This is a genomic window from Catellatospora vulcania, from assembly GCF_009720385.1.
Taxonomy (GTDB): domain Bacteria; phylum Actinomycetota; class Actinomycetes; order Mycobacteriales; family Micromonosporaceae; genus Catellatospora; species Catellatospora vulcania.
The window spans coordinates 491,208-505,817 of sequence record NZ_WARX01000001.1 but is presented as its reverse complement, the minus strand read 5'-3'; the positions used below and the strand labels follow the sequence as shown (position 1 = coordinate 505,817).

General features: G+C 71.4%; 11 protein-coding genes. 5 read left to right on the top strand and 6 right to left on the bottom strand.

The genetic code is table 11. The features are described from left to right. Nucleotides 1–132 precede the first annotated feature (132 nt). A complete protein-coding gene (locus F6W97_RS21485; protein ID WP_155372226.1) occupies nt 133–495 on the top strand; it encodes a DUF3099 domain-containing protein in 363 nt (120 codons plus the stop codon). Nucleotides 496–596: 101 nt separating this feature from the next. Here the strand turns inward: F6W97_RS21485 and F6W97_RS21480 are convergent, their stop codons facing one another. From F6W97_RS21480 to F6W97_RS21470, 3 genes are all read right to left on the bottom strand, one after another. Beyond that, entirely contained in the window at nt 597–1,331 is a 735-nt protein-coding gene (locus F6W97_RS21480; protein WP_155372225.1) for an alanyl-tRNA editing protein, read from the bottom strand. Between the two features lie 73 nt (nt 1,332–1,404). Continuing rightward, nucleotides 1,405–6,450 (bottom strand): Pls/PosA family non-ribosomal peptide synthetase, encoded by a 5,046-nt coding sequence (locus F6W97_RS21475; protein ID WP_230686854.1) that lies wholly within the window; start codon nt 6,448–6,450, stop codon nt 1,405–1,407. Between the two features lie 167 nt (nt 6,451–6,617). Continuing rightward, nucleotides 6,618–8,039, bottom strand: coding sequence for an aspartate aminotransferase family protein (locus F6W97_RS21470; RefSeq protein WP_155372224.1), 1,422 nt, complete (start codon nt 8,037–8,039; stop codon nt 6,618–6,620). A gap of 321 nt (nt 8,040–8,360) precedes the next feature. Between F6W97_RS21470 and F6W97_RS21465 the strand changes: the two genes are divergently transcribed. After that, the gene (locus tag F6W97_RS21465; protein WP_155372223.1) at nt 8,361–9,059 is read left to right on the top strand and encodes an LppX_LprAFG lipoprotein; all 699 of its coding nucleotides are present in this window, start codon (nt 8,361–8,363) and stop codon (nt 9,057–9,059) included. Next, nucleotides 9,049–10,638: an MFS transporter gene (locus F6W97_RS21460; RefSeq protein WP_230686853.1), complete on the top strand. Its 1,590-nt coding sequence runs from the start codon at nt 9,049–9,051 to the stop codon at nt 10,636–10,638. The genes F6W97_RS21465 and F6W97_RS21460 overlap by 11 nt, the downstream gene beginning before the upstream one ends. 216 nt (nt 10,639–10,854) lie before the next feature. On the opposite strand, the gene F6W97_RS21455 is transcribed toward F6W97_RS21460, so the two are convergent. Both F6W97_RS21455 and F6W97_RS21450 read right to left on the bottom strand, forming a co-directional pair. After that, nucleotides 10,855–11,436 carry an HhH-GPD-type base excision DNA repair protein gene (locus F6W97_RS21455; protein ID WP_155372222.1) on the bottom strand — a complete coding sequence of 194 codons (582 nt, stop codon included), beginning with the start codon at nt 11,434–11,436 and terminating at the stop codon, nt 10,855–10,857. A 165-nt stretch (nt 11,437–11,601) separates the two neighbouring features. Beyond that, nucleotides 11,602–12,144, bottom strand: coding sequence for a PH domain-containing protein (locus tag F6W97_RS21450; RefSeq protein ID WP_196279255.1), 543 nt, complete (start codon nt 12,142–12,144; stop codon nt 11,602–11,604). A 16-nt stretch (nt 12,145–12,160) separates the two neighbouring features. On the opposite strand from F6W97_RS21450, the gene F6W97_RS40200 reads away from it, so the two are divergent. After that, entirely contained in the window at nt 12,161–12,307 is a 147-nt protein-coding gene (locus F6W97_RS40200; RefSeq protein WP_196279254.1) for a hypothetical protein, read from the top strand. 188 nt (nt 12,308–12,495) lie between these two features. Here the strand turns inward: F6W97_RS40200 and F6W97_RS21445 are convergent, their stop codons facing one another. After that, nucleotides 12,496–13,047 (bottom strand): VanZ family protein, encoded by a 552-nt coding sequence (locus tag F6W97_RS21445; RefSeq protein ID WP_155372220.1) that lies wholly within the window; start codon nt 13,045–13,047, stop codon nt 12,496–12,498. A gap of 71 nt (nt 13,048–13,118) precedes the next feature. On the opposite strand from F6W97_RS21445, the gene F6W97_RS21440 reads away from it, so the two are divergent. Further along, nucleotides 13,119–14,576 carry a DUF7782 domain-containing protein gene (locus F6W97_RS21440; RefSeq protein ID WP_456236811.1) on the top strand — a complete coding sequence of 486 codons (1,458 nt, stop codon included), beginning with the start codon at nt 13,119–13,121 and terminating at the stop codon, nt 14,574–14,576. Nucleotides 14,577–14,610 lie beyond the last annotated feature (34 nt).

Here is a 14,610-nt window from a genome sequence, read left to right as displayed (position 1 = left end):
GGAACTGACCGGCCCGGCTGCCGCTGCCCGCGCGGCCTGACGAGCCGCAACCGACGCACTGCGCGGGCCCCCTGTCGGCGCGACGGACCGGAGGGGCAGGATGGAAGTGTTCCTCGGCGATCAGGAGGCAGCGTGAAACGGCAGGCCGACCAGCCGGTGCTGATCACCGACGCGCCGATGAGCCCGGAGGAGGAGCTGAAGCGGCGCGAGCGGCGCTACATCTTCATGATGCTGCTGCGCGCGGGCTGCCTGATCCTGGGCTCGGTGCTGGCCATGCTGCAGGTGCCCCTGCTCTGGCTGTGGCTGACCCTGTGCGGCCTCGGCATGCTCCTGCTGCCCTGGATGGCGGTGATCCTGGTCAACGACCGCCCACCCAAGGACGAGCACCGCTTCAAGCGCAACCGCGGCCACCAGACGATCCCCACCAACGCCCTTCCCGCCCAACCCGCCGGCCCCGTCTACGAGGGCACCATCGACGACGACCCCCGCCCCTGACCGACCCCCCACCCCACCCTGCCGCAACTCTTGAAGAGTCGCGGCATCCCGGGAGTCCGGAAGGCGCGACTCTTCAAGAGTTGCGGAACGAGGTCGCGGGGTCAGGCCAGGCGGACGCGGACGCGGCGGTTGGCTTTGCCCTTGGATTCGACCTTGACGACCTGGAGTTTGCCGATCTGGGCGGTGGAGGCGACGTGGGTGCCGCCGTCGGCCTGCACGTCGAGGCCGACGATGTCGACGATGCGGATCTCCTGCTCGTCGGCGGGGATCAGGTTCGACTGGGTGCGGATGATGTCGGGCAGCGCCAGCGCCTCGGCGCGGCCCAGCACCTGGGTGACGACCGGGCGGTCCGCGCCGACCTCGGTGTTGACCAGCTCCTCCAGCCGCGCCTTGAAGTCGGCGGGCACCTCGGGCAGGTTGAAGTCCATCCGCGCCTCGCCCGGCTCCATGTTGCCGCCGGTGACCAGCGCGCCGAAGTCGCGGAACACCACCCCGCACAGCACGTGCAGCCCGGAGTGGGTGCGCATGAGCAGGGTGCGCCGGGTGTCCTCGACCGCGCCCGCGACCTGCGTGCCGACCGGCGGCAGCGGGTCGCCCTCGGCCGGGATCAGCCACAGGTCGTCACCCTTGCGGGTGCCGGTGATCCGGGTCTGCACGCCCTGCCAGAGCAGCACGCCGTGGTCCGGCGGCTGGCCGCCGCCGCCCGGGTAGAAGGCCGAGCGGTCCAGCACGATGCCCTGTTCGGCATCGGCGGCCAGCACCGTGCAGGTCCAGTCGCGCAGGGTCGGGTCGGCGAGGTCGAGGCGCTCGGTGCGCCCGTGGTGTGTGACGCCCATGACCGTGGAGTCTAGGCGTCACCGGCCGGCGCCGTGAGCGGCGGCGCGGCCGGTGACATCCATGTCCCTGGGTCTAGGCGTCCCCGCCGGAGGCGCTGGTCGGCGACGCGACGGTGCGGGCGGTGACCCGCCCACCGGCCAGGATCTGCATCATCACGTCCTGGCCCGTGCCGGCGCGGTCGGCCGGACGGGGCGCACGGCGGTTCACCGACTTGGCGATCGCGGGTCGGGTGCCGCGGGTGGCCGGCCTGCGTCCGCGCCGGCCCGTGGGTCGCCGCCGCACCGCGACGGTCACCCAGTGCTGGTCGGCGTCGGCGCCCCACTGCTCCTGGTGGAACCAGTAGCGCTGGCGGCCGTTCGGCGCGGCGCCGACCACCTGCAGCGGCTCCAGCAGCGTGTCCAGCTGCTCGAAGCTGACCTCGCCGTCGTCGCCGGCGCAGCGGGTGAAGGCCTCCTTCAGCGTCCACATCCGCAGCAGCTGCTCACCCTGGTCGTCGGCCTCCACCAGGCGGGCGTGCTCGGCGGAGGACAGCACGGTCCAGGGCAGCGACGCCCCCTCCCGGCCGGCCGGTTCCAGATCGACCCCGATGTCGTACGCGTCCGAGACCGCCACCGCGATCACCGAGTCACTGTGCGAGACGCTCACGTCGATGCCGGGCAGCGGCCCGGAGACGGTCAGCTTGCCGAAGCCTCCGTGGTGCAGGCTCCAGTTGCGCGGTGCGACCTCGCCGTGCCACTCGATCGACAGGATCATGCGGACCAGCGCCCGGGTGATGACGAAGGAGCTGCGGCGCTCTTCCGAGCGCAGGCTGTCGGCCTCGGCCCGGTCGGCGGCGTTGAGGAACTGCGCCAGGTCCTTCTCCCGCCGCCGGCACGCGGCCAGTGGGAACAGCGACACCGCCACGCCGGCGGGACGCCGTCGCCGGGGCGCGGGCGTGGCCCGCAGCTCGGTGAGCAGCGCTCGGGCCGCGGCCCGGGAGCCCGCCCGCGGGCCGGACGCGCAGGGCACCGGCCGGGTCCGGCGCGGGGCGGCGGGCAGCGGCTCGACCACCTGCCGGGCCGGGTTGCCGGTCCAGTCCTCGCCGTCGGGGATCTGCTCGCCCTTCATCAGGAAGGAGTGCGCGCCGAGCACCGCGTTCTCGCCGACGGTCACGCCGTAGTGCACGAACGCCTTGATGCCCAGGGTGGCCCCGGAGCCGATCACGGTCGGCTCGGAGCGGAACATGCCGTCCTCCTGGGAGTGGCACTGGATCACCACGCCGGCGTTGAGGCAGGCGTCGTCGCCGACGGTCATCATGGTCCGCTCGGACATGTACGCCCCGTCGTCGTACACCCGCTTGCCCATCCGCACGCCCAGCAGGCGCCACATCATCGGGCGGAACGGGGTGCCCGCGAACGGGACCGGCGCTTCCAGCTTCCACAGCCGCTCGTGCCACCAGTAGTACGGGTCGTAGATGGAGCAGCGCCGCGGGCGCAGCCGCCGGAACCCGCCGACCAGCCGTTCCACCAGCACGCTGTAGCACAGCTGGAACACCAGCATGACCACCATCGCGGCCGGGATGACCAGCACGGACCACTCGGAGTACATGTCCAGCGCGGCGGCGAGCACGACCAGACCGACCGCGCCGGAGAGCCAGCTCACGAACAGGAACAGGGCCATCGAGCGCAGGTTGTACCGGTTCTTCAAGGTCAGCGCCCGGCGCAGCGCGTCGCCGGTCGGGGCCTCGCAGCCCGCCTCCCGGGTGACGACCCGGGCGATCGGGAACGACGGCGAGCCGAGCAGGCCGGTGTCGTGGCGGATCGGGCCGTCGGTCGGCACCGTCGCCTTGGTCGCATAGAGCACGTTCTGGCCGACGGCGTGGCCCGCCGGGAAGGTGACGTCGTTGCCGACGAAGGAGCGCGCCCCGACGGTGACCTGCGACATCTTGAACGAACTGGGCGAGTAGTCGGCGTTGACCATGGACAGGCCGTCGGACACCATCGTGCCGGTGCCGATGGTGCACAGGAACGGTGTGTCGAACCGGAACTCGATGCCGAAGTTGGACCCGGTCTGCACGACCTGCTGCAGGTCCACGCCGATCCAGCGCAGGTAGTTGACGACGTACGAGCTGTCGCCGAACAGGCGCATGAACAGCGCGGAGTTGGTCATCCCGGAGATCGTGGAGGCGAGCCAGTACCGGAAGCTGTAGAGCGGGTAGACCGTGTCCGGCTTCCAGAGCAGGTTGAGCACGCGCGGGATGGTGGCGATGCTCGCCAGGCCGATCAGCAGCGCGCCGATGAACAGCACCGCCGAGGCCAGCACCAGGTCCAGGTAGATCATGCCGCCGATGGAGAACGGCTTGCCGTCGACCAGGCCCTTCAGCAGCGGCACCTGGGTGACCAGCGCGACGAGCGCGCCGAACACGAGCGGGCCGCGGGTGAGCACCTGGTTGGCGATCTTGATGCCGGAGTAGACGGTCTTGCGCAGCCAGCCGCAGCTGCGCGCCGGGAGTTCCGGCAGGCCGGCGTGGCCGGGCTGGGCGGGCATGCCCTGCCAGCTCTCCCCGGCCGGGACCGCGTACCCCGGCGGCAGCGTCGAGGAGTGCCCGAGCCGGGCGCCGTCGCCGATGGCGGAGTCGATGTCCAGCGCGGTGTGCTCGCCGACGACGACGTCGCTGCCGATGGTGATCCGGCCGGTCTGGATGTAGCCGGACTGGGCACGGTAGCCCAGGAAGTAGCAGTCCTTGCGGACGACCGTGTTGTCGCCGATGGTCAGCAGGTCGGTGCAGATCGGCATGACCGGCGACAGGATCACCACGTTGCGGCCGATCTTCGCGCCGAGCAGGCGCAGGTACCACGGGTAGAGCGGGGTGCCGTAGAACATCAGCAGGCGGCTGGCTCCCATGCACATGCGCACGTACCAGAAGCGCAGATAGGTCCATCCCCACAGGGGGATCTCCTGTTCCTTCCAGCGCCCGATGAGCAGCCACTTCACGGCGATCGGGTAGATGGCCAGGATCAGGAAGCCGACGATGCTGAAGGCGGCCGAGCGCAGGTAGAGGTCGAGGTAGCCGTTGGCGGCGGCCATGAAGCGGAACGCGAAGATGAGCAGGTAGCCGCCCATCACCGCGCTGCCCAGCCCCATCAGCAGCTGGAACAGGCCGCAGGCCGCGTACTGCAGCGAGCTGGCCCGGCGGGTCTGGCGTCCCGGGACCGGGGCGGTGCGCGGCTGGGTGGACTCGGCGACCGGGGCGACGGCGGCGGCCAGCGCGCGCACGGTCGGGTACACGTACACGTCGCGCATGGACACCGAGGGCAGGTCGGCGCGCTGCCGCACCCGGGCGCAGAACCGCGCCATGAGCAGCGAGTCCGCGCCGACCTCCTCGAAGAAGTGGCTCTCCACGCCGACCCGGTCCACCCGGACGGTCTCGGCCAGCAGCTCGGCGTACCCCTGCTCGATCGGATTCGCGGGCGCGGCCTCGGTGGGCGGCGCGGCCAGCCGGCGGTTGGTCGGCGGCGGCAGGCTCTTGCGGTCGGCCTTGTCGCTGGGCAGCATCGGGATCGCGTCGAGCTGCTCCAGGTACGACGGGATCATGTATCCGGGCAGCCGTTCGCGCAGCCAGGAGTAGATCTGCTGGCGGTCCAGGGCGACGGTGTCCTTGCGCAGGCTGTAGTAGCCGACCAGTTCGGTCACGCCCGGCTCCGGGCTGTGCGTGTCGACGACGGCCTGGGCGATCCCGGGCACCTGCAGCAGCACGGACTCGATCTCGGTCAGCTCGATGCGGTACCCGCGGATCTTCACCTGGGTGTCGATGCGCCCGAGGTATTCGATCTCGCCGGTCTCGTTCACCCGGCCCAGGTCCCCGGTGCGGTAGATGCGCCCGGACGGGTTGTTCTTGATGTTCAGGAAGTCGGGGATGAACGCGCGCTCGGTAAGGTCGTCGCGGTTGACGTAGCCGACGGCCAGGCCGACGCCCGCGATGCCGATCTCGCCCAGCTCGCCCGGGGGCAGGGCGCGGGGCGAGTCGGGGTCGAGGATGACCGTGGCGTAGGTCGGCAGCGGCAGGCCCAGCGTGATCGGCTTGTCGGGGTGCACCGGCGTCCAGGTCGCGGTGACGGTCGCCTCGGTGGGCCCGTACACGTTGAGGAAGCGGCGGTGCGGCCGGTGCCAGCGGGTGACCAGGTCCTGCGGGCAGGCCTCGCCGGAGACCAGCAGGAAGCGCAGGTCGGGCAGGTCCTCGTCGAGCGTGGCGAGCAGCGTCGGCACGCAGCACATCGCGGTGACGCCGCGCGCGGTGAGGAACTCCCACAGGTCCCGGCCGAGCAGGCTGGCCCCGCCGGGTTTGGGCACCAGGGTCGCGCCGACCATCCAGGACACCCAGATCTCCTCGACCGAGAAGTCGAAGGCGATGGTCATGCCCTGGTACATCCGGTCCTCCGGGCGTACGCCGTAGAGCTCGGCGGCGACCCGGACGAAGTTGCAGATGGCGGCGTGCTCGACGGCGACGCCCTTGGGCCGGCCGGTCGAGCCGGAGGTGTAGATGATGTACGCCAGCTCGTCGGCGGGCTCGCCGCGCTCGGCGTCGGAGAGCCGCTGCTCGTCGGCGGCTGCCAGCTCGGCGGTCAGCTCGTCGAGGCAGAGCAGCTCGGCCTCGGTGACCTCGGCCAGGTGCTCGCGCAGGTGCGACACGGACAGCACCAGCCGGGCCCCGGAGTCGCCGGCGATGTAGGCCAGCCGGTCGGCGGGGAAGCCGGTGTCCAGCGGCACGTACGCGGCGTGGATCTTCCCGATGGCGAGCATGCCGACGTACGACTGCACGGGCTGGTCGAACAGCAGCGCGATCCGGTCGCCGGGCCGGGCCCCGCGGCTGATCAGGTGCCGGGCGAGCTGGTTGGCACGCGCGTCGAGCTGGTCGTAGGTGAGCGCCTCCTCGCCGGTGTCCACCGCGAGCTGCTCGCCCCGGCCGTACCGGCGCAGCCGGTCGCACTGCTGCTCGAACAGCTGCGGCAACCGCTCGCCCGGCTGCCAGCGCGGCTCGTGCTCGTAGCCGGGGCAGGTCAGCACCAGACCGCCGTTGCGACCGGGTTCGACGTCAGGGAACTCGGGAAGATCATTGACATCGAGGACGCGTGTGCTCATGGGCTTCTCCCTCCGCGGACGACAAGGACGGCTGAGTGGAACGGGCGGCGCCCGCACGGGGCGGGCGGGCCGCGTTCGGCGAATGCGGCGGCCGGTCCGGCGCGTCGCCGCGGGGCGGCGCGCCGGACAGCCGCATTCGGACGGGGCGCCTCGCGGCGCGCCGCTGCTCAGCCCATGCCGTCCGCCCGTGCGTGCGAAGCGGCCGGCTCGCCCACCGCGGTGGCGGCGCGGGCGGACTCCTCGATGGCGTCGATGACGATGCCGCAGGCGATGTCGACGACCTCGGCGGTCACGTTCAGCGGCGGCAGGATCCGGATGACGCAGTCGTCACGCCCGCCGAGTTCGATGATCAGGCCGCTGCGCAGGGCGCGGCTCTGCACCTGGCGGGCCAGCTGCCCGGCCGAGCGCCCGTCGCCGGGATCGGCCAGTTCAACGCCCCACATCAGGCCCTGGCCGCGCACCTCGCGCACCACGGGGTGGCCCTGCAGCTCGCCGAGCCGGTCGGCCACCTGCGCCCCGCGCTCGCGTACGTTGGCCAGGATCTGGTCGCGGTGCAGGATCCGGACCGCCTCCGCCCCCGCGGCGAAGGCGAGCTGGTTGCCCCGGAACGTGCCGGTGTGCGCGCCGGGCTGCCACACGTCCAGCCGCTCGTCGTACATGATCAGCGCGACGGGCGTGCCGATGCCCGACAGCGCCTTCGACGCGACGATCACGTCAGGCTCGATGTCGTACTGCTCGAACGCGAACCAGGTGCCGGTGCGGCCGCAGCCGGTCTGCACCTCATCGACGATCAGCGGGATGTCCAGGGACCGGGTCAGCGCCCGGATCCGCCGGACGAAGTCGCGGGTGGCCGGGATGACCCCGCCCTCGCCCTGCACCAGCTCCAGGATGACCGCGGCCGGGCGGGCGATGCCGCCGTTCGGGTCGAGCAGCGACTTCTCCAGCAGCCCGGCGCAGTTGGTCTCGCAGCTGTCCGGCCGCAGGCCCACCGGGCAGCGGCCGCAGTAGGAGTACGGGAAGAAGTGCACGCCCGGCATGCCGTTGGCGATCGGCCGCTTCTGCGAGACCAGGCCGGACATCGCCATCGCGGCATGGCTGCCACCGTGGTAGCCGCCCTGGAACGAGACGATGTCGCCGCGCCCGGTGGCGGTCTTGCACAGCTTGATCGCGGCCTCGATGGCGTTCGCGCCGGTCGGGCCGCAGAAGTGCACACGCATGCGTTCGCGCAGGCCAGGGGCCAGCATGGACAGCTGGGCCTCGATGAACGCGTCCTTGGCGGGGGTCGGGAAGTCCAGCGCGTGGGTCAGCCGGCCGAGCTGGGCGGTGACGACGCGGACCAGCTCGGGATGGTTGTGGCCGAGCGACAGCACGCCAGCGCCGGTCAGGAAGTCGATGAACACATTGCCGTCGACATCGCGCACGAAGCTGCCGGAACCCTCGGCGATGGCGATGGGGAGGTTGCGGGGATAGGTACGTGCGTTCGACTCGCGGCGCTGCTGGCGCTCCAGCAGTTCGGCCGAGCGGGGTCCGGGCAGGTCGCAGTGGACGGACGGCCCGGTCAATGCGTCAGGCTCGCTGAGCATCGTCATTGGTTCTCCTCAGGCAGGACAAGGTGGCGCCGGGAGGCACCGACCTGGACGAGCGGCCGTCGCACTCCGCCTGGAAGGGGGAGGACGACGCCATAACGATTACCAAATGAAATCGTTAGCTCACCCTCCGTGATGCTACCGATCGGCTGATCACTTGCTCCGGATTTCAGAAGGTTCGTCCGGTCTGCTATGGACCGGACAGCGGATTCCGGTCCGGACGCCTGCGCCGCAATTCGCGAAACTGGTATACGAAACCGCAGGTCAGCGCCCTCGTCAGCGGCGTGTCGGGCCCGGCGTGGCGGGCCGCACTAACATGCGCGTATGTCCCGCACCTCGTACGCGCTCGCCGCGCTCGCCGCACTAGCCCTCACCCTCACCGGGTGCACCTCCAAGGCGGACGCACCCACCCCGCCCACCGAACTGCCCGCCGCGCAGACCCTGCTGGTCGACGGAGCCAAGGCGATGGCCGAGGTCAAGTCCGCGCACTTCGTCATCGACGTCAACGGCAAGATCAGTGGTTTGACCCTCAAGCGCGCCGAGGGCGACCTCACCCAGGCGGGCTCCGCCCAGGGCACCGCCACGATCGAGCAGTTCGGCACCGCGATCGAGGCCCAGTTCGTCATCGTCGGCAGCGACCTCTGGCTCAAGGCCGCCACCGGCGGCTACCAGAAGCTGCCGCTGGCCGCCGCCGCCACCGTGTACGACCCCTCCGCCATCCTCGACCCGAACCGCGGCGTCGCGAAGCTGCTCAGCAGCGTGAAGACGGCGACCACGCAGGCCAAGGAGACGGTCGACGGCAAGGACACCTACAAGATCCAGGTCGAACCCGACCCGGTCGCGCTGGCCGCGCTGATCCCCGGCATCGGCACCGGCGTCACCGGGCACGTCTGGCTCGACGCCGCCAGCAAGCAGCTCGTCAAGGGCGAGTTCAACATCCCGGCCAAGGGCAGCGACCCGGCCGGCACGGTCACCGTGACCTTCACCAAGTACAACGAGCCGGTGACGATCAGTGCACCCTGATCACGACGCCACGGGCGGCGGGGCGGTCCTGGGCAAGCACCGCCTCGCCGTCGGCATGGGCGGACTGGCCGTGCTGCTCGGCGCGCTCGACGCGTACGTGCTGGTCTCGGTCCTGATCGACATCGTCAACGACCTCGGCATCCCGATCAACCACCTCGAGCGGGCCACCCCGCTGGTCACCGGCTACCTGCTCGGCTACGTGGCGGCGATGCCACTGCTGGGCAGCCTGTCCGACCGGTACGGCCGCCGCGTCCTCATCCTCTCCTGCCTGGCCGCCTTCGCCGTCGGCTCCGTCGTCACCGCCACCGCCACCGACCTGGTCCCGCTGGTCGCGGGACGGGCGCTGCAGGGCATGGCCGGCGGCGCGCTGCTGCCGGTGACCATGGCGCTGATCGCCGACCTGTTCCCGCCCGCCACCCGGCCCGCCGCCCTCGGCTGGGTCGGCGCGGCCCAGGAACTCGGGGCTGTGCTCGGCCCGCTGTTCGGCGCGGCCGTGGCGCTCTGGATCGGCTGGCGCGGCATCTTCTGGATCAACATACCGCTGGCCGTGCTCATCGGCGTCGCGGTCTGGCTGCTGGTGCCCCCGCACCGCCCCGACCCGGACGCTCCCCCGCGCCGCGTCGACGTCGTCGGCGGGCTGCTGCTCGCCCTCGTGCTCGGCCTGTGCGTGGTCGGCCTGTACAACCCCGACCCCGCGCACGCGGTGCTACCGAGCTGGGGACCCGCCGTGCTCGGCGCGGCCGGTGCCGCCCTGGTCGCGTTCATCGCTTGGGAGTGGCGCGCCCGCACCCGCCTGCTCGACCCGGCCGGCGTCGCCATGGGACCGCTGCTGGCCACCCTGGCCGCCAGCGCCTGCGCGGGCGCCGCGCTCATGGTCACCCTGGTGAACGTGGAACTGGTCGGGCACACCCTGCTCCGGCTGGACACCCTGGACAGCACCCTGCTGCTCACCCGGTTCCTGGTCGCGCTGCCGGTCGGCGCGGTGCTCGGCGGCCTGCTGCTGCGTCGTCTCAGCGAACGCGTGCTCACCGTCGTCGGCCTCGCCGGTTCCGCGGGGGCATACCTGCTGATCGCCGGCTGGCCCGCCGACCTGCTCGCCGCCCGCTACTCGCTCGGCCCGGTCAGCCTGCCCCGGCTCGACACCGACCTGGTGCTCGCCGGGCTCGGCCTCGGCCTGGTCATCGCGCCGCTGTCGGCACTCGTGCTGCGCATCGTGCCGGCCGTCCAGCACGGCGTGGCCTCGGCCGCGGTGGTGGTCACCCGGATGATGGGCATGCTGCTAGGCGTCGCCGCGCTGACCGCCTGGGGCCTGCACCGGTTCCAGGAGTTCACCAAGGACCTGCCCACGCCGCTGCCGTTCGGCATGACCGAGGACGAGTTCCGCCGCGCGCTCGCCGCGTACCAGACCGCCCTGGACGGCGCCCTGCGCGCCGAGTACCGCGAGATCTTCCTCGGCGCCGCCGCGATCTGCCTGCTCGGCGCCCTGGCCGCCCTGGGCATGCGCGCCCGCCGCGCTACGGCCGTGCCGCCCACCGACGCTGTCGCCGCCGAGCCCGAGCAGGTGCTCGACGGCGTGTGAGAGCGTCGATCGCCGTTGCCGGTCGCGCCTCACCGCGCTCGCGCTCGCGCTCCGCGCTTCGCGCGAAGGAAGGGCACCTTCTTAACGCTATGCGTTGTAGAAGGTGCCCTTCCTAACGGTTGCGGTGGCGGCGCGGGGCGGAGATCGCTGTTTCAGGTCGGAAAGTGAGGTCTGACCACAGGATTCGACCCGAAACAGCGATCTTGCCGGGGAGCGTCATTCCTTGGCGGCCTTCGCCTCGGCCTTCATCTGCTTCTTGAACTCGCGGACCTTGGCCAAGGAGGCGGCGTCGCGGATGTCGGCCACCGAGCGCAGTGAGCCCTCCTCGCCGTAGACCCCGGCGACCTCGCGCCACCCCTCGGGTTGCACGTCGAACTGCTTGCCCAGCAGCGCGATGAAGATCTGCGCCTTCATCTTGCCGAAGCCCGGCAGCGCGGACAGGCGCTTGAACAGGTCCTTGCCGTCCTTGGCCCCGGTCCAGATCGTCGCGGCGTCGCCGTCGTACTCGTCGACGATGGCGCGGGCGAGCTTCTGCGTGCGCTCGGCCATCGAGCCGGGGAAACGGTGGATGGCGAGCGGGGTCGCGAACAGCTCCGCGAACGCGGCCGGGTCGTGGTCGGCGATCTGCGCCGCGTCGAGCCGCTGCACCCCCATCCGGCCGGCCAGCCGGTACGGCCCCACGAACGCCTTCTCCAGCGGGATCTGCTGGTCGAGCAGCATGGCGGTGATCAGGGCGAGCGGGTCGTGCCGCAGCATCTCGTCGGCGTCTGGCTCCTGCGCGAGCCACAGCTTCGTCATGCCTACAGCCTGCCAGAAACCCGCCCCGCCAACCCCGCACCACGGCACTCCCCGTCGCGCCGCCCCGCGCTGTCGCACTGCCCGCCGTGGCTGCACTTTCGGGGAAACTGGAGTCACGAGCGACCTGTTTCACGCACTTTCCCCGAAAGTGCACCGGCGCACCGGTCAGAGCCGCGCGAGGAGTTCGGCTTTCTTGGTGTCGAATTCCTGTGGTGTCACGATGCCTGCATCACGCAGCTTGCCCAGCTTTTCCAGTTGGGCGAACAGGTCGTCGGGTGCGGGTGCGGCCGGCGTCGGGGTCACCGGTCCGGGGCCGGAGTAGGTGATGCTCTGGTGGTTCATGAGCTGCCGCTCGGCGACACGGGCATCAGTGGCCGACCTGTTCACCAGGTCCCGGACCCGGCGCGGATCGGCGACCGACTCCATGACGAGCACGTCGACGAAGCCATCGGGCCGCGTCACGCGCACGATCACGTCTCCCACGCTCCGTGCCTTCTGGATGAGGTTCTGCCGCACATCCACGTCCTGCACGTGAGCGAGCGGAATCTGCTGCTCGTCGGTCCGGAGCACACCCTTCGAGACATACAGGCTGCGGTTGGTCAACCGGTACCGGGCCGTGATCACCTTGCCCTGGGTCGCCGCGGACGCCAGGTTCTGGGTCTCGCCCTCCCACAACGCTGTCTCCTGGCCGAGTGGGTGTGCCGTCACAACGTCTCCTCCGTCAATGGACTGGTCAGCGCCCCTGATCATGATCGCGACCAGGCTACGAATGCTCCATCGCAGCACCCTCAAGGTCAACGGCGTAACGGTGGATCTTCATCGCGCCGAATCGAGTCTGATCAAGCCCGATAACGGCATCTACTCCGGCTGACCAGCCAGGGCCGGCGCCGTAGGCGGAACCCGTCGCCAAAGATCTCGACCGCCCGACACGCCTGGGTGAACCACATACCGGTCGATACCGGTCCTGGCTCAGTGTCGACGATCGTCGACGGGCATCCAACCGTTCGAGTGCCGGTATCCGCTGGTGACGGCGTCGGACGGTCAGCCGTCACATCGGAGTCAGGCGGGGACGGGGACCCGGACCCGCGACCACCACGGACGGGTGACCAGGCCGCCGAGCACGCAGCCGACCGCGTTGACCAGCACGTCGTCAACGCTGCACACCCGGTTGGTGACGAACAGCAGCTGGGTCACCTCGATCACCAGCGAGCCCGCGGCCCCGAGCAGCAACAGCCGCACGGGCGAGGCGAGGGCCGCGAAGCGCACCGGCCCTCCGGCCCCGAGCGCGAAGAACACCAGCAGATTGCCGCCCACCTGTGCGATCACCCACGGCAGCGGCTGGGTGAACTGGGACCCCAGATCGCTGAAGGGCACCAGGTACAGCAAGGTCGTGTCCGGGGGCACCTGCTGGGGGGTCATCGTCATCCACACCCAGGGCAGCGTCCCGAGCACCATGGCGCCCTCGGCCAGCGACCACCGCCACGCGCGGCCGCGCGGCACGCCCGCCCGCGACCGGTGCCGGACCAGACCGGCGACGATCAGCAGGGTCACGGGCACCAGCGCCGCCGTCGTGAGCAGTACGGTGTGCCAGTGGTCCCAGACCTGTGCCATGGGCAGCAGGTTAGTGCACACGTCCCTGCACCGTGCGCCGCGCGTTGGTGCACGATGTCATGGTGCAGACGCTGCTGGAGACCGCTGACATCGATCATCTGCGAACCGCGCTGACCCGCGCCGGGTTCACCGCCTCAGGCATCGCCGACCGGCTGGGGCCGCAGGCGGCGGCCGACGCGGGTCGCAGCGACTACCGCGCCGCGCTGCGGATCACCGGTACGGGTGACCCGCTGGATACCCTGATCAGGCTTTTCATCTGCGGCCAGACCGAGCCGGACGCGGCCGTGGCCGCCGCGCTGGCCCCGTTGCCGGTCGCCACGGCACGCGCGGCCGGGCTCGTCGTGCTGGGTGACGGCGGGCTCGCGGCGGGCGTCGACCTGGAGCCGTACGGCGACTGGTGGGTGCTGTCCGACCTGCCCGCCCAGCCGGGCCGCCAGCTGCCCGCCGACCACGTGCTCGGGGTCGGCGGCGCGTCCACCACGCTGGCCGGCGCGACGGTGCGCACGCCCGTCGGCACGGCGCTCGACCTGGGCACCGGCTGCGGCGTGCAGGCGCTGCACCTGAGCACCCACGCGCGCGCCGTGACCGGCACCGACCTGTCCCCGCGCGCGCTGCGCTTCGCCGCGACGACGGCCGCGCTCAACGGCATGAGCTGGGAGCTGCTGCAGGGCGACATGCTGGCGCCGGTCGCGGACCGCCGGTTCGACCTGGTGGTCAGCAACCCGCCGTTCGTGGTCGGGCCCGGCCTGGCCACCCACGTGTACCGCGACTCCGGCCGGGCCGGCGACGGTGTCTGCGCCGAACTCGCCGGGGCCGCGCCGACCCTGCTCACCGAGGGCGGCACGCTGCAGTTCCTGGCCAACTGGGTGCACGTGAAGGGCGAGGACTGGGAGGACCGTGTCGCGGGCTGGTTCGCCGGCACCGGCATGGACCTGTGGGCGATCCAGCGCGAGGTCAGCGACCCGCTGGACTACGTACGCCTGTGGCTGGCCGACGCGAGCGAGAAGCACGACGCGCAGCGGGCCGCGCAGTGGCTGGACTGGTTCGCCGAGCACGGCGTCGAGGCGATCGGCTTCGGCCTGGTCACCGCCCGCAACAGCGGCAAGGCCGACCCGTCGGTGGTCTGCGAGGATCTGCGCCAGCAGGTGCAGCCGCCGCTCGGCGACCGCGTGACGGAGTGGTTCACCCGCCGCGACTGGCTCGACGCCCGCGACCGCGACCAGCTCCTGTCTGCCCGCTACCGCCGCGCCGACGGCCTACAACTACGTCAGGAGGCCACCATGGGCGACGACGGCTGGATCGTCGACCGCCAGCTCCTGGCCATGCCCGACGGCCTGCGCTGGGTAGAGGAGATCGACCCCCTGATCCTCGCCCTGGTCAGCGGCTCCAACGGCGACCTCCCCCTCCACGACCAGATCTCCCTCCTGGCCGCCGCCCACGAAGCCCCCGTCGAAGCCCTCTCCGCCGCCCTCCTCCCCGTCCTGGACCACCTCGTCGAACGCGGCCTCCTGCTGCCCACCGTCCGTTGATCATGAACTTATGGCAAGGTTCGACGGTGTGTCG